We start from the raw sequence: 22,117 nt of genomic DNA, 5'->3' as shown, positions 1-22,117 counted from the left end.
AATCTCCTAACCATTAGTTATATCTGTATGGCAAATTAGTAAAATATTAAAAGCAATATTCCTACGATAAAACAATAATATGTAAAATAGACTAACTTGCCTTTTTTCATAATGCCCATAAACCATTTCATCGCCAAATAACTCATTATAAGGGTTGCGATAAAGGCAGATAAATAAGGGACAGCTAATTCTGCTTTATTTGGTTCGCCTAAAAAGTCGGAAAACCCGAGAATAAGCCCGCCAACACTTACTGGAATATACAATAAAAAGGAGAATCGCAGGGCGGTTTCCTGTTTAATGCCAACTGCTATTGCAGAAATGATAGTGGCACCACTTCGACTAATTCCCGGGGCTAAAGCAACAGCCTGACCAAGACCAACAAAAAGTGCGTCCTTAACTGTAATATCAGATTCACCTTTTCTACCTTTCAAATTTCGAATAAACCATAAAGCAAGACCTGTTATAAACAGCATGACAGCAATTGTAGTCATGCTGACATTGTCAGCAATATACTCATTCAAGAACACTCCCAGTACACCGGCAGGAATTGTACCGATAACGATATAACATACAAAACGAAAATCACTCTCATACTTACTATCTTTCGTTCTTAAGTAATTAATCGAATGAACAGCTATTCTAATAATGTCCTTTCTATAGATAAATAGAATAGCAAGCAAAGAGGCCGTATTGGTGAGAATAGCAAACGTAAAGCCTTGATCTCCCAGCCCAAGAAGCTGACTGGCTATCATAACATGTCCGCTCGACGAAACAGGAATCGGCTCAGTAAAGCCCTGAACTAAACCGATAATAATCATTTTTATAATTAAGACAATATCCATTGTTAAATCTCCTTGAGAATTATAGTTATTTTCAACCCTTTTGAGTAAACACATAAAAAACAGTTACCATACGACAACTGTTTTTAGGAAGTGTTAAACTTGTCGTTGAAATTAGTTGAAAAAGGAGCTCAACGCTTCCTTGTTTGTATCTAAATCTGCCTTTAGAACAGCCCCTACATTTACTACATCATTCTCGTAAGAATCTTGAATGGGTATTCTTAAGCTTTCCAATCCGTCTGTGCTGTTTAAAAGCAGCCCTTTGCTTAAGGACAATATGGATTGGGTATCTAAATTTGTATCAATATAAGGAGTTGCAAGGCCAATAATTTTTGGCAGATTATATATAGTATGAGCACTAATTGCCTGCTCTTTCAGCTTAGACATTACTTCCTGTTGGCGCTCCACCCGCCCGAAATCACTTAATCTGTCATGACGAAAACGAACATAACCAAGTAAATCTTTCCCGTGCAAAATTTGACTGCCTGGTTTTAAAACCGTACCAATTCCATAAGACATTTCATAAGGAATATCAACCTGTATCCCGTCAGGTGCAATGATATCTACTAATTTAGAAAACCCTTTAAAATCAGCAATCGCATAGTAATTTACATCTATATCAAAGTTGTTTTTTATTGTTTGTCTAACCAGTTCAGGCCCGCCAAATGCAAATGCTGCGTTTATTTTCTGGAGACCATGTCCGGGAATATCAACATATGTATCTCTCATGATGGATGCAAGTTTTATGCTATTATTATTCGAATTATAGTGAGCTATCATTAATGTATCCGAACGGGAATGCTCCTCTCCTCTAGAGTCACTGCCAAGCAATAGGATATTCATTTCTCCTAACTGTGGTTCAGCAGGCAGAAAATCATAATCCTTCCCTTTGTTATTCACATCTTTGGTAGATTCGATTACCCCGCTTTTATACTGATAAATAATAAACATCGTGCAAATAACTATCAGCAAGATGACGATGGACAGTATATTCCTTATCCATTTTCGTTTCTTTTTTATTTCTCCTCTGCTTCTCAAAATCTTCACCTTCTAAATTTAGTTCTCTTCATGAACAACTGGTAAGTAAACTTTAGTTTTCGTTTCTTTGCATACCTGTATAAATTAGGATTAAACGGATAAGTTCTAACACCGCAACCGCTGCCGCTGCCACATATGTTAACGCTGCTGCATTTAACACCTTTTTGGTATCTCTTTCTTCTGCATTACTGATAATTCCTAAAGACACTACTTCATCCATTGCCCGTGTAGATGCATTAAACTCAACTGGCAATGTGACAAATTGAAACAATACCGCTGCTGCCATAGCAATGATGCCTAACAACACGAAATTACTTAAACCGGCAATCATGCCAATTAAGATGAGTATCCATGAAAAATTACTCCCAATATTAGCTACAGGTACTAATGCATGCCTAATTCTTAAAAAAGAATAATCCTGCTGATCTTGAATAGCATGACCAACCTCGTGAGCCGCAATTGCTGCTGCAGCTAAAGAATAACCGTGATAGTTATTCGTTGACAGACGGACAACTTTTGACCGCGGATCATAATGGTCAGAAAGCACCCCTCCTGTTTCTTCCACTGAAACATCATATAAACCGTTTGAATCAAGTATTTTTCTAGCTACTTCTCTACCAGAAAGGAAGGAAGAAGACTCGATTTTTGAATACTTTTTGTAAGCACCTTTGACTCTTAGCTGTGCCCAAACTGGTATAATCAAAATGATGATAAAATAAACTAAAAACATGTTTTAACCTCCTAATTAACTTACTCTAATAGAGTTAAAGCGAAATTATTACGTTTATTATTGTCTCTGTTAGTAAATTTAGTAACAGCTTAGTATATTCGTTGACATTTTGTCAACAAGATAGTATATTTCAATTGTTAAAAGTATGGAGGCTGAATGTAATGACGAGTAATGAAATCAATGAAAATAAACTCGGGCATCTGTTAAAAACCACCCTAGAAAATCAGAAAATCTCTATGAGTAAACTCAGTTTAGAAACAAATATTGATAAAGCGACTATTTCAAGAATTATCAGTGGAAAAAGAAAGGCCACCCCAAAGCACCTGCAGGCTATTTCCGAGTCTCTTCACATTCCCGTTTATGAGTTATTTACTGCTGCAGGATATACAGAGAAATCCACAGAAGCAGACAATCATTTTGAACTGCATGCCAAAATAGATGCTATCCAAAACATGATTAACTCATCAGGGATGTATAGTGACACCTTTAAAATTGAAGAAGTTGAACAGCAAATAAATGCTTATTCAAACGATGTACATTCCTCAGAAGAACAGAAGAATTTAATCACTCAATTCAAGAAAAAAGTGAAGAAATTAGGAAGTGAAGGGCCGTTTATTCAACAGCTGGAGGAATTATATTATAAATTTAGATATAAAAAGGGAAGCCCAGCTCAACTTCTGTTAATGGCAAGCGGACTTTTTTACTTTGTCAGCACATTAGATGTTATTCCAGATTACATACTGCCAATCGGTTATTTGGATGATGTTATCGCCATTAATATAATTCTCGATCGTATATCAAAATTATAGAGCTACCTTTCAGAACGATTAAAGCTATATATGCAGCTAATTTGTCCCAATCAATTAATTTTTCAAGCTTCTTTCTTCTACCATCTCCGAAATAGCATGTTGTTAGATTCCTCTTCCTTATCGAACTCCTCTCTCAGGTTTTCGATAAGGAATCTGATTAGGATTAGCATAACAGTTATATGTTTTGATGATGCAAGTTTTCTTTCTCACTAATAGGATTCTCTCCAAAATTAATACTTTCAATATAGGAGTTTTAAAATGAAGAAATATTTCTTTAACTACGTCCTGTTAGCAGGCGTGATTCTTTGGATATCTTTTTTCGGTTGGATCAAGTTAATAAAACAAGGATTGGCTCATTATTTTGGATAAAATCAAAAATAAAAGTTTGTTATAGGGGGTATATTATTTTGTTCTTAAACGCTATAATATGTTTCATTCAGAACAAGCATAAATATGATTATTACACAGACAAGTGTATTCGCCGTGGAAAAAAACGGTCATAACAAGCTTTTTGTATAATAACCAGCACGAATAAACAATAATGACAGAATTGAAGAGGGAATCCGAATGAAACAACTAACACTTAAATATATAACATGGAAATTGTTATTCAGACTAATAGTGCTTGCACTAGTCCTCAACTGGTATCGGGGAGAATACAACTCGTTCTTTAAAGAGATGACACTATTCCACCAAATTTTATTATATATCTCCTATCTTGCAGTCATACACCTTGCTTTAGAAATAATGAAATGGAAGATTTGGAGTAAATTGTTCTATGAAGAAAAGGTAATGAAAAACCACGAGCTTTCTTAATATTGCTTTTGTTTATCCAAGCAGCACACAGTAAAAAAGACAGTTTATTACTTTATATTTTTTACTGTGGGCTGCTTATTTTTTTAATAAATTGTGGGAAACAAGGGAGGAAGTTGATGTTAAAAAAAGGTGATGTTGTTATATTTCAATTCAAAGAGTATGAAGTTCTCTACATATACTCCAGTGGTTATGCTGAACTGAAAGAAAAAAAAGATATAATTAATTTTTTCAAAGTAAAGTTAGTACCGTTATCACAAATAAAAACAAAAATTACTTGAATCTTAAGTTAGAGTATCTCAATCTACTAGTTTTATTTTCCGCTCGTTTATATTCGCATTTATAACCATATTCAGGAACTAACCCTTCGACAATTGAAAACCTCAACTTCAATGAAATTAAATGAAGCACCATTCATAAACTGAATACCACCTTTAAATAACATCTCAATTTCGGAAAAACTGACAGAAGATAAGTTTCCCGAAGTAAAAGAAAGCCATCGGTTTCAAATGATCTTAAAGATAATCAAACTGTGCTATAAATGGTTGACGGAAAGCTCGAAATCACCATCATGCCAAGCCAGAAAAAAGTACAGATATACGACGAAAAACGAATGAAAATGCACATCATTCGTTTTTTTTATGCCTTATTTCAAGCTACCTTTCTACTTTCTGGCTTCCCCTCCTACCCATTACACTATAGATGAAAAAATACACCCACCATGTAGGATAAGCTAGGAAAATAGAGGAAAAGGGCGTATACAGTGCAGGTTAGTTATATAGTTACATCTCTACATTGCTTACAGGAGATTAAGAGATATTCTGCGCTTTGAGTTCCATTTAGATTAACGTTACACTTTACGAAACATTAAAAACAAATTAAAGGGGGATTTTATTAGTGCTAAAAAAACTTCTCGGAGTAACATCAGCATTAGCTCTATCAGTCGGTTTAACCGCATGTGGAAGTGAAGAAACAGGTAGCAATGGGTCTATCGCCGAAGAATTGGATTATACAATTGTTGGGATAGATCCAGGATCTGGTCTAATGAATGCTACACAAAATAAAGTAATGCCAGGTTACGGTCTTGATGAAAAATGGGAAGTTATAGAAGGCTCCGATACTGCAATGACAGCGGAATTAACAAAAGCAATTAAAAAGGAAGAGCCAATTATTGTGACAGGTTGGATTCCACACTGGATATTTAATGAATTTGATTTGAAAATGCTTGAAGATCCTAAAGGACTTTACGGAGACGAAGAATACATACATACTCTAGTACGGCATGGGTTTAAAGAGGATTTGCCTGAAGCCTATAAGTTCCTTGATCAATTCGAATGGGGACCTGAAGAAATGCAGGATGTAATGGTAAGAATCCAAAGTGGAAAAACCGAACAGGAAGCAGCTGAAGAATGGGTCGCTGATAATGCTGATTTAGTTGATACCTGGATTGAAGGTGTAGAGCCTGGTAATGGGGAAGAAATAAAAATGACATATGCAGCTTGGGCTGACGCCATCGCAAGCAATAATGTCGTTAAATACGTGTTAGAAAATAAATTAGACTATTCCGTCAACTTAATCCAAGTGGAGCCTGGTGCAATGTGGGCAGGTGTTGCAGACGGCAGTGTCGATGCCATGATAGGTGCAGCCTTACCAACAACACATGCTGCTTATTATGAAAAGTTTGAAGGTGACTTCGTAGACCTAGGTCCAAACTTCACGGGTTTAAAGAATGGACTCGTAGTTCCTGCTTATATGGATATAAATTCGATAGAAGACTTACAGGATCTTTAGGAATACCTGAAAAACATGAATCGACCAGTAATATGGTTGGTTCATGTTTTTCAGATATTGTTAAACTTTACCGATTAAGTATTAGTAACTTGCTCCAGGAATGCTGCAGCTTAAATAAACGCCCTTATATTAATATTGCTCAATTGTTTTACTAAATCCCAATTCACTGGCTTCTCAGCTTCCCTAAACCACTCGGCTCCATTTTGTATCCATTCATTGCGGTAACTTTCAAATGAATAACCTAATTCAGCATCATCAAATCCTGATTGAAATCCGCAGCAGCGACATATCAGGCTTACATCTGGTATTCCTGTTTCGCTATACAATGGTCCTGGTAATTTATCAAAACCACAAACAGAACAAATATAAAACCTCTTTCTTTTGAAAATCATGCTCTACCACCTACTAATGATATTAACTTAAAATACATTTAAAATTCATCATAACTGACGATTTTAAAGTCATCTGCTGTTAACAAGGCACCCTTCTCTGCCAAACGGTCATTAACTTTTTCTATAAAGTAGTTTATAGTCTCCTCTAAAGCACCTTCCATTGTATTGCTAAAACCTACTGCACCCTCATAATGACCTGTACTATCCAATATTTTAAGATTTGTGAATCCAGTCAATCTAATAGCTTCTTTATCTTGGCTTTCATATATCCTTACTTTGAATCCGCCATAAGGTATAAAATCATCTACAAACACATCTCCCAACAGTTCTAACGCAGTTATATCAAACTCAGCAACTAATTTTTCAATCATATTTATTTTTTCGATTTTAATATCTTTCCAGCTCAAAAAGTACCATCATCCTCTTCCAATTTACATTATTTCTTCAGCCTGATGCAACCAACGCACAAAAAAAGGCAGCACCACTTTTTCAGTAATGCCCCTAGTATTTTTAACCAAAAAATAAATCAAGAATATTAGATCCTGCAGAAGTTTGCTTATTATAAAACTCTGAATAACCGCATTTTTTGCAATACACGACAATAAATGTGTTATGTTGAAGATCAAACATTTTTGATAAACCTGTTCCTGTCATCGCCACTTCTTTTTTCCCTGCATCCTTGCTGCCACATTTTAGACACCCTTTTTCCGTCAACTTTATTCCCTCCAACTATTTCATGTAATTATCCATTAATACGGGAGAGACTAAGAAAAGGTTTCAGTTGCCAGCATCAAACATTATAAAAATAAAACCATCAGCTCTTCATCAAGATATGTATTGTCTATTTTTAGCGCTCTTCGGTCTATTCCATAGGTAGTAAACCCTAAAGAGTTATAGAGACTTTTAGCAGGCGTGTTATTTGCACTAACTGATAAGTAAATTTGTTCAATGTCTTCTAACTTTTCCGCTCTTTTTATAGCTTCTTGTATTAATTTTTTCGCTATTCCTTTGCCCCGTTTTTCAGTTGTGACATACATGGCAACTAAATTTGTTCGATGTTTTAATTTAACCTTTTGCTCTAATTGCAGTGTAACAACACCATTAAGTTCTCCTTCTTCAAATGCTCCAAAAGTATAGGCAGATGAATTCGTTAACCTGTTTTCAAAATTCTCAAGTGTGAAGTCTTTTTCCTCTTCATAACTAGATGCAAATGCTGCTGGATTTGTTTGTAAAGCTTCCAATCTCAACTTTTTATATGCCTTCGCATCCCTTTTTTCAAGCACTCTAATATCCATATTTACCTCCCACTCATATCCACTAATAATTAGCTTCACTAAATAAATTATACTATTTAATTTCCTTTCGGAGAAGAGTAATTCCATATATTGTCATCGTGATTCTGAAGCTGATTCAGGCTTAACCGATTTCAAATCACAACCATATCTGATAAAGTAATCGGCTATAAATTGCTCTTCACCTTTGTTATAGCAGCCTTTAATAACGGTTTTGTTTTTAGTAGGAATGGTCATAGAAGGATAATTTTCTTTGACTTCATTTCAGACGATAGAGTAAAAGTAATAGTCCCCTTGTCCGCTAACTTATTTAGTAAAGCATACGGAATAATTGCAGATCCATATGGTATACAAGTCCAATTAATGTTTGATGAGCGATTAGGCAGGAATTAAGTTTAAAATAAAGACGGTTTGCTTTCATAAGCAAACCGTCTTTTTATTCACTATATAAATTTTCTATATTAAGTAAATATTTTTTCCGCTGTATTCCACCGCCATAGCCTCCTATGTCTCCATTTGCGCTTATGACTCTATGACAAGGAATGATGATCGAAATCTGATTGGCCCCGTTTGCATTACCAACAGCTCTCACCAGATTTATATTTCCTAATCTGCTAGCAATATCTTGATAGGAGATTGTTTGACCTGGCGGGATGGTGGTAAGGATATCCCATACTTTCATTTGAAAAGGTGTTCCGCTTTTATAAAAAGGAACTGTAAATTGCCTTAACCTCCCTGAGAAATATAAATTTAACTGTTCAACTAAACTTTTATTAATGTCTGTATTTCCAGGTAAAATTCTAGCATTATGCTTTATACGCAGCTTCTCAATTTCTCTTTCTAGTCCTCTCCTATCCAAAAACTCTAACAAATATAGATATTTTGCGTCAGTCAAACTGATCATATTGCCAAGAGGTGTGGAGAATATGTGAGCATTGATAATCGAAATAGCTGTTTTCTTCGGAGGGTTGCCCATTATCCTTGTAAATGCGTCATTAAACCCGCTAGATGACTCATAGCCTAAGGAAACTTGTTGGTCAATTACCTTTTTGCCTGAGATAATCTTTTTAAAAGCCATTCCCATACGGCGGGAGCGGGCGTATTGGACAAATGTCATTCCATATATTTCTTTGAACTTTCTTCTGGCAGTAGCCGAATGGATGCCTAACTCTAGAAAGTCTGCTTCTTTCCACCTCTTTTCAGGGTTTCTTTCAATTTCAGCAACTAATATTTCCACCTCTTCTGGGATGCTATGAGGATAATACAAAGGGTTACAACGTTTGCAAGGGCGATACCCGGCTAACAGCGCCTCTTCTGCTGTTAGAAAAAATTCGCAGTTTTCATACTTTGGCTTTCTGGCAGTACAAGTTGCATGACAGAAGATTCCAGTTGTTTTAATACCAGCAAAAAAAATACCATCATAGTGTGGATTTTTGTCCACTAATGCTCGATACAATTCTTCTTTCTTTTTTTCAGAAATAACCACTGCTTAAGTCACCTCAATTTAGCGTTCATTTATTTTCTTCTGTAAGTTCTATACACTTAGGTTCAAAGGAAATCTGTTAGCTTAGATCCGTTATATTATTTATTATAGAGACCTGCAAGAAGAAATACTTCCGAAAAATGAACAAGTAATTTTTTCAGCTTTCTTTTAATAGAAAACAGCTCCCCTTCAAGTGAAGGGAGAGCTGTTCATTTAAATTAAATTGAGTTATTCATCTGATCTGTTAAGTTAGCAAGAATCGCACTATTCTCTTGGTCTGCATCAAACTGGATGACATCATCATAGTCAAAGGTAGTTAACGAGTCAGGAAATGATTCCTTTAAATAATGGACAAATGAATGAATGTCATCTCCTACTGTGTTATTGCGGCGATACTCCATCATAATTTGGCGGAATTTATGCGGAGGTAAATCGCATTGAATATGAAAGGATTTGCTAATGCCTAAGTGATCTTCGTCTGAGCTGTATAGATTATAGATGTTAGTCAATATTAACTCTCCTTTTGTATAGAATGAACTTGGTTAATTTACCCCTGTTAGGCAAGATTTATAAGTATTATTGAATATAAAAATACTCCCTTACTATGTTCATACCATCATATTCGGCTTATCATTCTCTCTCTTTTCCACTTCTTCATGACAACTCCATGTGTTGGTGAAAACAGCAAAGCTAATGCAAAAATAACGCCAGCTACAGAAACCATCATACCACTTATGGAAGTATCTGTAAGATAAGCAAAATAGTATCCTATAACTGAACTAAGAATACTTATCATGACACTCCATATAATCATGGCACTAAGTTTATCTGTCAGTAAATAGGCGGCCGCTGCTGGAATAATAATCATGCCGACTACTAAAATTGCGCCAACACTTTCAAAAGAAGCGACTGTCGAGACAGATACAAGTCCCATCAATAAATAGTGGAAGAACATGACTGGGATTCCGAGTGCTGCTGCCATCGCAGGGTCAAATGCGCTCAGCTTAAACTGTTTATAAAACAAACTGACTGCCAGCACATTAATTAGGAAGCTCGCTCCTATCCCCCAGACGGCTCTCGGACCAAGGCTATGTTCGCCAATCTGCAGTGTGTCCCAAGGAGCATAAGCTATTTCTCCATATAAAACACAATCTAAATCTATATCCACCTGTCTTGTGAACAGGCTAACGAGCACCACACCAATCGCAAATAGAGCTGTGAATACTACACCGATGGAGGCATCAGATTGTACTCCGTTATTTTGAAACATTTGTATGAGGAATACTGTGATAAGCCCGACTGCGGCAGCTCCCAGCATCATGAAAAGAGAGTCTCTAGTGCCGCTTATCAAAAAAGCAATAACAATACCCGGCAGCACAGAATGACTGATAGCATCCCCAATCATCGACATCTTTCTCAACACAAGAAAGCAGCCTAGTATACTGCAGGAGCCGCCGACAAGTGCCCCAATTAAAATAATCCAAAAATGATTCATAAGGATTTCTCCTTTACTTCTTGGTTAACTATTTTATATCTGTAATCCTTTTTTGCCTGGCTGCGCATTCTCCATTTAGCTACCGTCCCTCTTCGCGGTGCAAACAAGATAGAGATGATAAATAAAAAGGTTGCAGCTAAAACAATTAATGGACCAGTCGGTAAATTGTTTGCCATCGTACTAATGATTGTTCCAGCAATTCCGCTAACTGCGCCAAAAACGCCTGAATAAATCACCATCACATGCAGTTTTTCTGTCCAGTATCTTGCCGAAACTGCTGGCGTAATTAACAAGGCTGCCATAAGAACGACGCCTACCGCCTGAATTCCAATTACAACAGCCGTGACAAGCAGCAGCATGATAAATTGGTCGAGCGCAACAATCGGCAGACCAATGCCTTTCGCAAATCCTGGATCAAAGGAGATCAGCTTGAATTCTTTGAAGAACACGATAGAAACCAATACTAGGAACAAAGCTATGCCTGCAATCGTATATACATCTGATTTAATAATGGAAGCTGCATGACCAAATAAAAATTTATCTAAACCACTTTGGTTGCCACTGTCGCTATGCTGAATTTGGGTCAAAAGGACAATCCCAATTCCAAAGAAGGCAGAGAGAATGATGCCGAGTGCCGCATCCTGCTTTAATCTGGAATTTCTCGTTATAAAGCCGATAGACAAAGTTGCAGCAATGCCGGCAATAATCGCACCAATCAAAAAGAAAAAGATTGATTTAGTTCCAGTCAGCATAAATGCGATGCATACACCTGGAAGCGCCGCATGTGCCAGGGCATCCCCCATTAATGCCTGCTTGCGAAGATAAGCAAAACTGCCGATGACTCCACTGCTGAGCCCGAGCAGCATAGACCCCATCAGGATCCATTGCGTATTTGGGTCTGAAAAAATCTCCAGCCATTCCATGCTCACACCTCCTTAACCGATAATGAAGGGAGCGGCATTCCCTTCAAGCAAGGCAAGGCTCCCTCCATATGTATTTTGCAAATATTCCTTTGTAAACAGCTGCTCAGTTGGACCAATTCCAATTAATTTCACATTTAAAAGCATTATCCAATCAAAATACTCCTTAACTGTATTTAAATCGTGATGGACAACCAGCACTGTTTTCCCTTGTTTTTTCAAGTTCATCAATAATGAAATGATTGCCTTTTCTGTCGCCGCATCTACACCGACAAAAGGTTCATCCATTAAGTATAGATTTGCATCTTGTGCGAGTGCTCTTGCCAAAAAAACGCGTTGCTGCTGACCTCCTGAAAGCTGGCTGATCTGTCTGTCAGCATATTGCAACATGCCCACTTTATCAAGGCACTCTAGTGCAAACTGTTTATCCTTTTTACCAGGGCGCTTAAACCAGCCTAAATGACCATATCTGCCCATTGTAACGACATCAAGGGCGTTTGTCGGAAAATCCCAGTCTACTGATTCTCTTTGGGGAACATATCCGACCTTCTTCCGATTCTGCTTATATGTTCCACCGAATATTTCTACTTCACCTGAAAGAGACGGAATTAATTCTAATATCGCTTTTATTAGGGTAGACTTTCCTGCACCGTTTGGTCCAATAATTCCAATCAGCTTTCCTTCTGGGATAGTAAACGAAATATCCTCAAGCACCGGCTTTTTTTGATAAGCTACTGCTAATTTATGAACAGTTAGTGGTGATGTCATTTGAATTCTCCCTTTCCCTTATCTATTTCAGTGCCTTCACAATCGTGTCCACATTATGCCTGACCATGCCAATATATGTTCCTTCCTCCGTACCTTCCTGCCCCATTGCATCTGAGAACAGTTCTCCACCTATCTCCATTTCATGTCCTTTTTCTTTAGCGCCTTCCATAACAGCCTCAATCGCTTTTTTCGGTACACTTGATTCTATAAATACTGCCTTGATTTTATTTTCAACAAGATAATCTCTCAGCTCACTTACATCCTTTGATCCATATTCAGATGCCGTACTGATTCCTTGCAGACCCTTTACCTCCATGTTGTACGCTTTTCCAAAATAGCCAAAAGCGTCATGTGCAGTTACTAAAACCCGAGATTGTTCAGGAATGGATGCAATTTGTACTTTCACATAATCGTCCAATTCCTTTAATTCACCTATATATGCTTCTGCATTCTTTTTGTATGCTCTCTCATTGTCAGGATCAAAGGCAATTAGTTCCTCCTCAACTGCTTCTGCAGCTTGAATCCAAAGGGAAACATCAAACCAGACGTGAGGGTCATTTCCTTCTGATTCGTCATCTGGCGTCAGCAGCTCCTCCTCTCCGATATTTTCTGTGACAGCTATTGTTGGCTTTGTTTTGCTCATCTTCTCGAAAATATCAATCATCTTCCCTTCAAGATGCAAGCCATTATAAAAAATCATATCCGCGTCCTCCAGCTTACTTATATCTCCTTGTGATGCTTTATAAAGATGAGGATCAACTCCAGACTTCATTAATGCATTCGTTTCTACATTGTCCCCGCCAACATTTTTAACAATGTCATTAATCATTCCAGTAGTTGCAGTGACGTGGATTTTCCCATCTGCACTTTTTGATTGCTCAGCGTTTGAGCAACCTACTAACGAAAGAACCACAACAAATAAGACAGCCATACTTCCCCACATTTTTTTAACCATAATATACCTCCTCTTTAGCTTGTTCGCAATAATTTTACCTTGTACCACAAAAGTTAAATCAATTAAATTATTTTGCCTTAATGCAACTTTATGCTAAACCAAAAGCACAAATGGTGTCAACTGAAAATACACTTAATTTTTCGACAAATACCTGAACATGTATCCGGATTTCCTTATTCGAATATTTTCTCTCAAGTGAAATCCCAGCTAAAATACACCACCTTCTCAAAACTACATAATCGCCTATTTTGCCACTTTATTAAAAATAAGAGTAGCTATATTTTTGTGTTTTTTACACATCACAAAACACCCTGAAAACCTCTTAAAACCACGTATTGACAGCTTGTTTTCAGAGCATTACACTGTATTCCAGGTGTTAAAAGGGAGGTCGTTTACAAGAATGGAATTTATTCTATATTTGCTATTAATTTTATTTTCAACAAAAGTTGCAGGAGATATTTCAGTAAGACTAGGACAGCCATCAGTGCTTGGTAAATTGATTATCGGAATTATTTTAGGACCTGCAGTGCTTGGCTGGATTGACAACAATGAATTTATTCATTACTTCTCTGAAATCGGCGTTTTATTGCTTATGTTTTTGGCCGGTTTAGAGACTGACTTAGATCAACTCAAAAAAAATTGGAAAGCTGCTTTTGCAGTTGCTATAGTTGGGATTATATTTCCTTTTATCGGAGGGTACTCGATAGGAGAACTGTTTAACTTGGATACAACATACTCTCTATTTATCGGTGTGCTGCTTTGTGCAACATCCGTTAGCATTACTGTCCAGGTTCTAAAAGATATGAACAGTCTAAATTCGCCTGAAGGGAGCACTATACTAGGGGCTGCGGTTGTTGATGATGTGCTCGTTGTTATACTTTTAGCAGCAATGACTAGCCTTCTTGGGACTGGAGAAGAAGTTTCAATCGGACTGCTCATAGGCAAAAAGGTTCTCTTCTTTATCGGAGTACTAGTTGCAGGGGCTTTTATTGTACCTAAATTCCTCCAAATACTTTCTAAACTTAAAGTTACAGAACCTGTGATATCTATGGCATTAGTTGTTTGTTTTGCCTTTGTGTATTTTGCAGATTTACTTGGAATGGCAGGAATAATTGGCGCTTTCGCTGCAGGTATTGCCATTTCTCAAACAGATTATAAACACACTGTTGAAAGAAAAATGGAACCTGTAGCATACGCTGTCTTTGTTCCTGTTTTCTTTGTCAGTATCGGGTTAAATGTCTCATTTAACGGAATTGGAAGTCAGATTGGGTTTATTGCAGTACTATCTGTCATTGCCGTTCTAACAAAACTAGTAGGAGGAGCTATAGGAGCAAAGCTGACAGGCTTTAATAACCACTCCGCCCTAATAATCGGGGCCGGAATGGTTTCACGTGGAGAAGTAGCCTTGATAATCGCGGCCACTGGTTTGCAAGAATCCCTGTTACTGCCTGAATATTTCACGTCAACGGTAGTTGTGATAATATTAACAACCTTGTTCGCTCCTCCATTACTGAAGTTTCTAATTAATCAGGATAAAAAATCCTAATTAATTAGCAGCAGTATATATAATTTTTGTGTAGCCACTTTCTGATAGCTAAATACATGAAAGATAACTCTTTCATTTACATGCGGCAGTCCTGCTCCAACTTATTTATTAAAATGAAAAACCGACCATATATAGGTCGGTTTTTGGCCAAATCTAAATTTATTCAGCTTCCCCAACAACAGCGAATCGTTGGTTTTTATGTTGTGGATTTTCAATTTCATCTAATACGGCGATTGCATAGTCGGCATAGCTGATATAGCTGTCACCTTTAGAGTTCAGAAAAAGAACATCTCCGCCCTTTTGATAGAATCCTGTACGCTTGCCTTCTGGATTAAAGAAGCCTCCAGGACTAATATATGTCCAGTTAATATCATTAGTATTTTGCAGTTCTTTTAAGTTTTCTCCCATATTAAAAGCTGTTGGATAATACGCTTTAGGGAATTCAGGTGTTTCCAGAACGCGCATCGTTTTCGCTTCATCTACAAATAAGCTTCCTGCTCCACCTACTACAACTAGTCGAGTGTTTGGGGAAGCTTTTAATGCTTCTATCAGCACCTGACCTGCCTCAATATGCTGGATTTCTTGGCCTGGAGCAGAATTAAAAGCATTTACTACCACATCATATTTTTGAATATCTTCTGTTTTCAAGTTGAAAACATTATTCTCAACGACAGCTACCTGTTGATTTTGTATTTTTGCAGCGTCTCTTACAATTGCTGTAACCTCATGTCCCCGTTCTACTGCTTCTTTTAAAATTAAATTTCCTGCTTTACCACTTGCACCTATAATTGCAATTTTCATTATAAGCTCCTCCTTTAATTATAATTTTAATAGTTACAACTCTTCCACCTAAAGGCTGCTTGCTTAGTTAAAACAATGAGTTTACTTTGTTTTTAATTTCTTCAAGCATTCCTTTTCTTGTTGAATCATCCACTGAAGGAATGCTGCCAAAAGTTAAATGACCAACACTTTCGATACCGCAAAATTCGAATATTCCTGTTGTAGAGGTTTTCTTTAGTGCTTCTGTCATTCCAATGGAATCATAAATATCCTTCGGTGTTCCGTGAGTATTGATAATAAGACCTTTCTTCCCTGCCAGCAGCTTATCTATACCACCATCAGTATTGTACTGATAAGCAAATCCGTAGGAGTAAACTCTGTCAATATATCCTTTTAAAATAGCCGGCATTCCTGTCCACCAGATTGGATAAATGAGTGTAATAACATCCGCTTTGCTGATGTATTCTTGTTCTTTTTTAATTTCTGGATCTACTTCACCCTTACCATCAAACTTTAAAACCGGGTCTATCCCAATTGCATATAAATCCCTAACCATAACTTCATGACCTTTCTCTTGTAAAGACTCGACGACCGTACCGAGAATAGCATGGTTAAAGCTTTCTTCGTTTGGATGTGCATAAATAACTAAATGATTCATTACCATTCCTCCACTTTTTTCTATGTTTATCATTAATAACTTCGTTCACAGATAATCAGTTGTAACAATAATTGTTACATGTAATAATATAAGTTACATGTATCTAACTTGTCAACAGGTATATAAAATTGTTTTTCCCGAGACTTTTTAAGATCTTTAGGTATAATATACTTGTAACCAGAATAATTACATGAATATGGAACTTATCGTTAGGAAGGTGTTTTACATGTCGATCAGCAGTCGTTTTGCTGTTGGTATTCATATACTGACTCTTATTGAAATAAATAAAACAAGTGTTAACTCCTCTGAGTTTTTAGCAAGCAGTGTAAATACAAATCCCGCCGTGATCAGAAAGATAATGGGCATGCTTAAAAATGCCGGCTTAATTAACGTCCGTCCAGGAATTGCCGGAGCTCAAGCAGCAAAAAAGTTAGCTGAGATAACTTTGCTTGATGTTTATAAAGCTGTAAATGTCGTCCAAGAAAAAGAGCTGTTTAGTATACACGACAATCCAAATCCTGATTGTCCTGTAGGAAGAAATATACAAGACGCAGTACTTCCCCTCTTTACCATTGCTCAATCAGCAATGGAGAAAGCTTTAAGTCATGTTACCATTGACGATGTTGTAAAAGATATTATCGAAAAAGAAAAGAATCATGAAAGCATTAAATAGTGCTATAAAAATGAAAAGAAGTCTGTTAAATGCAGACTTCTCTTTCTGTACGCTCCAACTGTTGGATAACTATAAACTCGTATTGTTGTTATTCTTATATTCCTTGCTGTACCTCTTTTCCGCAAAGAATAAAATAAACCCTGCCAGAAGTGAGACACTGAATACAATCCCGTACACTAGTTTATTTTTCATTTTGTCAGCTCCTTATTTTATTCCACTCGTTCGTTATCCTCCTCTATACATTTATTATAAAAGAAATCAAAACCAAAAAAATCGTACAATCAGGCAAATTTACACGTACACTAGGGCAAAAACACTAAAATAATGGAGTAAATTTAAAGATTAATGTTAAAGCATTTCCATATAGTTCCCATCGATTATTAATTGTTTTCTTAAGCTCCGTAATGCCCTGCTTAAAGTCACCTTCACTTTACTTTCCGACCAATGTAATACTTTAGCAGTTTCTTTAACAGAATAGCCTTGAAGCTTTCGGAATATAAGCACCTGTCTATAAGAATTCTTTAGTTTTCTTATGGAAGCTAATAATTCCTTTTTATTTTCCCTTTTTTTAATATCCGATGAGGTTTCTTGCGACATCATCACTGATTTATATTTAAACACCATCTGATTAATAGACATCTGCTTTTTAAAGTAATCCATTGTTACATGGTAAGCAATGCTAAACAACCATGTCCTTACGTTAGATGCTCCTTTAAATGTGTCTGCTTTTACGTAAGCTTTTATAAAAGTCTCTTGCATTAAGTCTTCTGCTGAATGGCGATTCTTTACAAATGAAAGTATATACTTGTATACGTCATGCTTATAATCTAGATACCAATCTTCAAAGTTTTTTAAATGAGACACTTTAACTCCTCCTGCCTACTATATAGAAAAACCGCTCAATCTACTAGATTAAGCGGATTATATGCTTTAGATTCTGCTTTTTAATGTTTTTTCTTTTTGTCTTCCGCCTTGAATATTGTCTCCCCTTCAATATCAATATTAGGAAGAATTTTGTCCAACCATTTCGGTAAATACCAGGAAGCTTTGCCCATTAATGTCATCACAGCTGGAACAATTGTCATCCTAACTATAAATGCATCAAATAATACTCCAAATGCTAAAGTTAATCCCATTTGTTTAATTATTGGATCTTCCGCTAAGATAAAACCTGAAAAGACAAATGTCATGATTAATCCTGCTGCTGTTACAACTGCTCCATTTTCTCTCATCCCAGCAAGCACAGCTTTTTTAGCATCTCCCGTATGAGTATATACCTCGCGCATTTTGCTCACTAAGAACACTTCATAATCCATTGCTAAACCGAATAATATTCCAATGCTTAAGATCGGCAATAAAAACAGGATAGCTGCTGGTCCTGGCAACCCAAATAAATCTTGCAAATTACCGTCTTGAACAACAAATACGGTAAATCCGAAGGCTGCACCAATAGAAAGAATAAAACCTAGCACTGCTTTTAACGGAATTAGTAATGAGCGGAACACTACCATTAGCAGCAAATAAGCGAAAACAATGATGAAAACGGCAAATTGCGGTAAGGCATTCATTATTTTCTCAGAGATATCAATGTTAATAGCTGTTGAGCCTGTTACCATTAACTTTACTTCTTCCTGTTTGGAAAGATCTCTTATATCATGCACCACTTTTTTTGTATCTGAGTCATTTGGTCCTGTTTTTGGAGAAACACTTATCAAATATACATTACCGGATTTGTTTGGAACTGGAAGTGAAACCTTTTCTATATTATTTAATGCTGTTATGTCTTCGGCTACTTCAGAAAGCTTATTCTGAAACTCCTTGGCATCTCCTTGTGGTTCGGCAATAACGACTAACGAGGCATGGAATCCTTCTCCGTATGCTTCTGAAAGGAGATCATACCCTTTTCGCTCTGTTTTATCGAGGGTTTTATCTCCCTTAGTTGGTAAACCTAGCTCCATATGGAAGAATGGTAGCGTCATAAATACTAAAATAGCAATACCAATGAGGGATGTAATTAATGGTTTTTTCGTAACAAATCTGCCCCATTTATTATTAGAAACGTCCTTTTTCTTATCAGCTCTTGTTAACAGTTGCAGCAGTCTATTTTTTCTATATGGTCCTGCTTTTTTACCTAACATCCCTAAAAGAGCTGGAACTACAATGATGGAAATAATAACTGAAAATAGTACAACAACAGCAGAAGTTACCCCCATTACACCTATAAATGGGATGCCTACTACAAGCAGGCCAACTAGTCCAATAATAACTGTAACGCCTGCAAATACTACTGCGCTTCCTGCTGTTCCATTTGCAATAGCAATGGATTCTTTCACTGAATAGCCTTTTTTCATCTCTTGTCTAAAACGGGAAATGATAAACAGAGCGTAATCAATTCCGACTGCTAAACCTAACATGCAACTAATGTCATCGATATAGAAGGGATATTAAAATAATTCGTACCGATAAGAACTAGTAAAATTCCGATACCTAAACCAAACAAGGCAGTAAGTATAGGCATTCCAGCTACTAATAAAGAAGTAAAGGTAAGTGCTAATACTACATAAGCAGCTATAATTCCAATAGTTTCTGAACCGCCGCCTTTCGTTACATCGAACTCTACTGTTCCTTCGAGCTCTGTTTGTATACCTGCATCCCTTGTGATATGCAAACTATCTTCCACATGTTCTTTCGACTTGTCTGATACCTTTCCTGCAGGTCTATCATAAGTTACTACGGCATAGCCAATCTGCTTGTCAGCATTAATATTTTTTAGTTCTGCAGGTGTTGCCACCGCTGTGACTGTCTTGTCTTTTTTTATTTCTTCAAGAACTTCCTTGATTACTTTATTGTTTTCTTCAGAATCTAGTGTTTCATTCTTAGGGGCTTTCATAACAAGATAAACTTGCCCGCTGTTATCACTACTCTGAAACTCCTTCTCCAACACCTTCATTGCTTTTTCTGATTCTGTTCCAGGTATTGCAAGATCATCTTTAAATGACATTCCAATACCGACAGCTGCAAATCCTAAGGCAATTAAAATGATGATAGTCATTAAGATGACTTTTTTGCTGTTGGAACCTGCCCAATTTCCTAATTTATATAAAAACTTTGCCATTTTTTCTCCTCTCACTATTCCCTTTTTTTAAAAGCTCACCTTTTACATGCTTTATATTAAAGGAAAAATAGCAAAAAAAAATCGTACATTGGGGCAGAAGCACTATGTACGAAAGGGCAATATTATAATTTTATTAACTGAGAATCAATAGCTGCTCTTATAGCTTCCACCCTGTTGGTGACATTAAGCTTATTAAAAATATTAGTAAAATGCGCTTTAACCGTTCTTTCTGCTATTCCAAGGTCATAAGCTATATCTTTATTTCGAAACCCTTTAGCAGCTGCCTGCAGGATAAGCAGTTCTTTTTCTGTTAGTCGGTTTTTATCATCAGAAGATTTCTTTTGTTTATGTTGGGACTTCAAGAGCCTCTGCATTATTTCTGGCTGCAATAGTGTTTCTCCTCTGGCTGCAGATTCAATTGTTCGAAACAAGTCCTCTCTTCCAGTATCTTTTAATAAGTATCCTTTTGCTCCTAATTCAAGACCTTGTACCATTAAGTCATCCTCATTGTATGTTGTCAAAATAATAATGGGAATCTTTATGTCTTTTTCGTTAAGCGCTTTGATAGTATCTAATCCACTCATTATCGGCATATTTAAGTCCATCAAAATGACGTCAAAGGAGGTTTTATCAATTAACCGGATTGCTTCTTCTCCATTACCAGCCTCAGCTGCTACTATAAATGATTCATTCGTTTCAAGGATCATTTTAAGCCCTTCACGAACAACAGTGTGATCATCCACAATTAGAACTTTATACTTCATCTCATTACTCCTTTGTTTAAATTGCATCTTACTGTTATTTTCGTACCTTTTCCTAATTCACTTTCTATACTGAGCTCACCGCCAATAATCTTCACTCGCTCCTTCAAGCCTAACAAGCCGTAACTTCCACGCTGTACTTTTGTAACATTGTCAAAACCAATCCCATTATCTTCAATTTTTATTTGTATTTCGCCTTTTTCACCTATTACAGTAACAGCAGCTTTTGTTGCATGTGAATGTTTAGCGATATTGGTTAGTCCTTCACTTATAATATAAAGGCTGTGTTCTTTTATTAAATTACTAAGATTTACTTTAACATTAATGAGAGACTCTACTGCAATCAATGTGTTTTCTTTGAAGCGCTCTATTTCTTCTGTTACAGCCTTCTCAAAGTTCATATCAGCTAACGAGTTCTCACGTAAATTATCAATGACTATTCTCGCCTCCCGTAATGTTTTACGAGCTTGATCCATCGACTTTCGAATAATTTCCTGTGATTTTTCAGCATTTCCGTTTTCTAAATAAGAATCGGCTGCATCAAGTTGCATAATCAATCCAGCTAAACCTTGTGCTAACGTATCGTGCAAGTCCCTTGCCATTCGTTGTCTTTCATTAGCCAAAGTTAGTTCCTCTAATTTAATGTGTGCTGCCTCTAATTCAGTCAAATAATATTGGGTCCGAATACGTGCATTTACTTGACCGTGATAGATGGAGTAATAAAATACAACAATAATAAGGATGAAAATAAAAATCAAGATAAATTCAAGCAGTTCCCCTCTGCCGTAATTCAGGAGAATAACTATACAATATTGAGAATACAACAAAGAAAATACGATAACTACTTGGATTTTCTTTTTAAAAATAATGATACTTTGTGCAATTAACAATGGCAAAAGACCAACCAACAAAGAAATAGAACCAATAGGTAATATAAAGGCCGCCGCAAAAATAATCATTGTTTGCCCAATAAAATACACTAACCTTTTTTTAGCAATCAGTACATCTGAATACCAGTAAAGTAATACATGAACAATCATAAATGCACCAACAATTATACTATTTAACAGCAATGGTGAATGAATATGCTGAAATGTTACTGCTGAAATAAAGACAATTAAAATCCATAAGAGAAAAGGTATTTTATTCAGCAACAAAAAATGAGTAAAATCAGCAAAAGAATAAAATTTATTATGCTTATATACAGACATGTATACACCGCTTTCTATACGTTAAATACTTTTATTATAAGGAATTAT

At 36.4% G+C, this 22,117-nt stretch carries 25 protein-coding genes and 2 pseudogenes; 7 read left to right on the top strand and 20 right to left on the bottom strand.

Annotation, left to right across the window (positions count from 1 at the left end):
* Positions 1-35: 35 nt before the first annotated feature.
* From MKX82_RS21480 to MKX82_RS21470, 3 genes are all read right to left on the bottom strand, one after another.
* A complete protein-coding gene (locus MKX82_RS21480) occupies positions 36-842 on the bottom strand; it encodes an undecaprenyl-diphosphate phosphatase (RefSeq protein ID WP_341079962.1) in 807 nt (268 codons plus the stop codon).
* Between the two features lie 111 nt (positions 843-953).
* On the bottom strand, positions 954-1,877 hold the full coding sequence (locus tag MKX82_RS21475) for an LCP family protein (protein ID WP_233317033.1): 924 nt from the start codon (positions 1,875-1,877) through the stop codon (positions 954-956).
* A gap of 52 nt (positions 1,878-1,929) precedes the next feature.
* A complete protein-coding gene (locus MKX82_RS21470; RefSeq protein WP_341079959.1) occupies positions 1,930-2,607 on the bottom strand; it encodes a zinc metallopeptidase in 678 nt (225 codons plus the stop codon).
* Between the two features lie 161 nt (positions 2,608-2,768).
* Between MKX82_RS21470 and MKX82_RS21465 the strand changes: the two genes are divergently transcribed.
* The 4 genes from MKX82_RS21465 (at position 2,769) to MKX82_RS21450 (ending at position 6,020) form a co-directional block, all read left to right on the top strand.
* Positions 2,769-3,416, top strand: coding sequence for a DUF1232 domain-containing protein (locus MKX82_RS21465; protein WP_341079957.1), 648 nt, complete (start codon positions 2,769-2,771; stop codon positions 3,414-3,416).
* Between the two features lie 567 nt (positions 3,417-3,983).
* Positions 3,984-4,232: a hypothetical protein gene (locus MKX82_RS21460; protein ID WP_233317030.1), complete on the top strand. Its 249-nt coding sequence runs from the start codon at positions 3,984-3,986 to the stop codon at positions 4,230-4,232.
* Between the two features lie 116 nt (positions 4,233-4,348).
* Entirely contained in the window at positions 4,349-4,510 is a 162-nt protein-coding gene (locus MKX82_RS21455; protein ID WP_233317029.1) for a hypothetical protein, read from the top strand.
* 616 nt (positions 4,511-5,126) lie between these two features.
* The gene (locus MKX82_RS21450; protein WP_233317028.1) at positions 5,127-6,020 is read left to right on the top strand and encodes a glycine betaine ABC transporter substrate-binding protein; all 894 of its coding nucleotides are present in this window, start codon (positions 5,127-5,129) and stop codon (positions 6,018-6,020) included.
* Positions 6,021-6,130: 110 nt separating this feature from the next.
* Here the strand turns inward: MKX82_RS21450 and MKX82_RS21445 are convergent, their stop codons facing one another.
* The 4 genes from MKX82_RS21445 to MKX82_RS21430 all read right to left on the bottom strand — a co-directional run bounded on the left by MKX82_RS21445 (position 6,131) and on the right by MKX82_RS21430 (position 7,707).
* On the bottom strand, positions 6,131-6,412 hold the full coding sequence (locus MKX82_RS21445) for a hypothetical protein (protein WP_341079954.1): 282 nt from the start codon (positions 6,410-6,412) through the stop codon (positions 6,131-6,133).
* 38 nt (positions 6,413-6,450) lie between these two features.
* A complete protein-coding gene (locus MKX82_RS21440; RefSeq protein ID WP_341079953.1) occupies positions 6,451-6,819 on the bottom strand; it encodes a hypothetical protein in 369 nt (122 codons plus the stop codon).
* Between the two features lie 103 nt (positions 6,820-6,922).
* Positions 6,923-7,126 carry a zinc ribbon domain-containing protein gene (locus MKX82_RS21435; protein WP_233317027.1) on the bottom strand — a complete coding sequence of 68 codons (204 nt, stop codon included), beginning with the start codon at positions 7,124-7,126 and terminating at the stop codon, positions 6,923-6,925.
* Positions 7,127-7,209: 83 nt separating this feature from the next.
* On the bottom strand, positions 7,210-7,707 hold the full coding sequence (locus MKX82_RS21430; RefSeq protein WP_341079951.1) for a GNAT family N-acetyltransferase: 498 nt from the start codon (positions 7,705-7,707) through the stop codon (positions 7,210-7,212).
* 258 nt (positions 7,708-7,965) lie between these two features.
* Here MKX82_RS21430 and MKX82_RS21425 point away from each other — a divergent pair.
* Positions 7,966-8,097 (top strand): annotated as a pseudogene (locus MKX82_RS21425) (VOC family protein); the annotation flags it as partial.
* Between the two features lie 43 nt (positions 8,098-8,140).
* On the opposite strand, the gene MKX82_RS21420 reads toward MKX82_RS21425, so the two are convergent.
* The 6 genes from MKX82_RS21420 to MKX82_RS21395 all read right to left on the bottom strand — a co-directional run bounded on the left by MKX82_RS21420 (position 8,141) and on the right by MKX82_RS21395 (position 13,325).
* Entirely contained in the window at positions 8,141-9,190 is a 1,050-nt protein-coding gene (locus MKX82_RS21420) for a bifunctional transcriptional activator/DNA repair enzyme AdaA (protein WP_341079949.1), read from the bottom strand.
* Positions 9,191-9,405: 215 nt separating this feature from the next.
* Complete coding sequence (locus tag MKX82_RS21415; RefSeq protein WP_233317024.1) at positions 9,406-9,696, bottom strand: hypothetical protein; 291 nt, start codon at positions 9,694-9,696, stop codon at positions 9,406-9,408.
* Positions 9,697-9,803: 107 nt separating this feature from the next.
* Positions 9,804-10,682 (bottom strand): metal ABC transporter permease, encoded by an 879-nt coding sequence (locus tag MKX82_RS21410; protein ID WP_233317023.1) that lies wholly within the window; start codon positions 10,680-10,682, stop codon positions 9,804-9,806.
* Positions 10,679-11,605 carry a metal ABC transporter permease gene (locus MKX82_RS21405; protein ID WP_341079946.1) on the bottom strand — a complete coding sequence of 309 codons (927 nt, stop codon included), beginning with the start codon at positions 11,603-11,605 and terminating at the stop codon, positions 10,679-10,681. The genes MKX82_RS21410 and MKX82_RS21405 overlap by 4 nt, the downstream gene beginning before the upstream one ends.
* Positions 11,606-11,617: 12 nt before the next feature.
* Entirely contained in the window at positions 11,618-12,370 is a 753-nt protein-coding gene (locus MKX82_RS21400) for a metal ABC transporter ATP-binding protein (protein WP_233317021.1), read from the bottom strand.
* Positions 12,371-12,392: 22 nt separating this feature from the next.
* Positions 12,393-13,325 (bottom strand): metal ABC transporter solute-binding protein, Zn/Mn family, encoded by a 933-nt coding sequence (locus MKX82_RS21395; protein WP_341079944.1) that lies wholly within the window; start codon positions 13,323-13,325, stop codon positions 12,393-12,395.
* A gap of 400 nt (positions 13,326-13,725) precedes the next feature.
* Between MKX82_RS21395 and MKX82_RS21390 the strand changes: the two genes are divergently transcribed.
* The gene (locus MKX82_RS21390; RefSeq protein WP_341079941.1) at positions 13,726-14,871 is read left to right on the top strand and encodes a cation:proton antiporter; all 1,146 of its coding nucleotides are present in this window, start codon (positions 13,726-13,728) and stop codon (positions 14,869-14,871) included.
* A gap of 159 nt (positions 14,872-15,030) precedes the next feature.
* On the opposite strand, the gene MKX82_RS21385 is transcribed toward MKX82_RS21390, so the two are convergent.
* Together MKX82_RS21385 and MKX82_RS21380 are read right to left on the bottom strand one after the other, a co-directional pair.
* The gene (locus MKX82_RS21385; RefSeq protein ID WP_233317018.1) at positions 15,031-15,672 is read right to left on the bottom strand and encodes an NAD(P)-dependent oxidoreductase; all 642 of its coding nucleotides are present in this window, start codon (positions 15,670-15,672) and stop codon (positions 15,031-15,033) included.
* A 67-nt stretch (positions 15,673-15,739) separates the two neighbouring features.
* Complete coding sequence (locus MKX82_RS21380) at positions 15,740-16,309, bottom strand: NAD(P)H-dependent oxidoreductase (RefSeq protein ID WP_341079939.1); 570 nt, start codon at positions 16,307-16,309, stop codon at positions 15,740-15,742.
* A gap of 226 nt (positions 16,310-16,535) precedes the next feature.
* On the opposite strand from MKX82_RS21380, the gene MKX82_RS21375 reads away from it, so the two are divergent.
* Entirely contained in the window at positions 16,536-16,982 is a 447-nt protein-coding gene (locus MKX82_RS21375) for an Rrf2 family transcriptional regulator (protein ID WP_233317016.1), read from the top strand.
* A 69-nt stretch (positions 16,983-17,051) separates the two neighbouring features.
* On the opposite strand, the gene MKX82_RS21370 is transcribed toward MKX82_RS21375, so the two are convergent.
* The 5 genes and pseudogenes from MKX82_RS21370 to MKX82_RS21345 form a co-directional block, all read right to left on the bottom strand.
* Positions 17,052-17,174: a hypothetical protein gene (locus MKX82_RS21370; RefSeq protein WP_267913447.1), complete on the bottom strand. Its 123-nt coding sequence runs from the start codon at positions 17,172-17,174 to the stop codon at positions 17,052-17,054.
* A 156-nt stretch (positions 17,175-17,330) separates the two neighbouring features.
* Complete coding sequence (locus MKX82_RS21365) at positions 17,331-17,846, bottom strand: RNA polymerase sigma factor (RefSeq protein WP_341079937.1); 516 nt, start codon at positions 17,844-17,846, stop codon at positions 17,331-17,333.
* Positions 17,847-17,926: 80 nt separating this feature from the next.
* Positions 17,927-20,097: pseudogene (locus MKX82_RS30435) on the bottom strand (MMPL family transporter).
* Between the two features lie 122 nt (positions 20,098-20,219).
* A complete protein-coding gene (locus MKX82_RS21350; RefSeq protein ID WP_233317013.1) occupies positions 20,220-20,861 on the bottom strand; it encodes a response regulator in 642 nt (213 codons plus the stop codon).
* Positions 20,858-22,069 (bottom strand): sensor histidine kinase, encoded by a 1,212-nt coding sequence (locus MKX82_RS21345; RefSeq protein ID WP_341079934.1) that lies wholly within the window; start codon positions 22,067-22,069, stop codon positions 20,858-20,860. The genes MKX82_RS21350 and MKX82_RS21345 overlap by 4 nt, the downstream gene beginning before the upstream one ends.
* Positions 22,070-22,117: the final 48 nt, after the last annotated feature.

Source organism: Niallia sp. FSL R7-0271 (genome assembly GCF_038005785.1).
Lineage (GTDB): Bacteria > Bacillota > Bacilli > Bacillales > Cytobacillaceae > Niallia.
The sequence above is the reverse complement of the archived record's forward strand: the minus strand, read 5'-3'. Positions and strand labels throughout refer to the sequence as shown.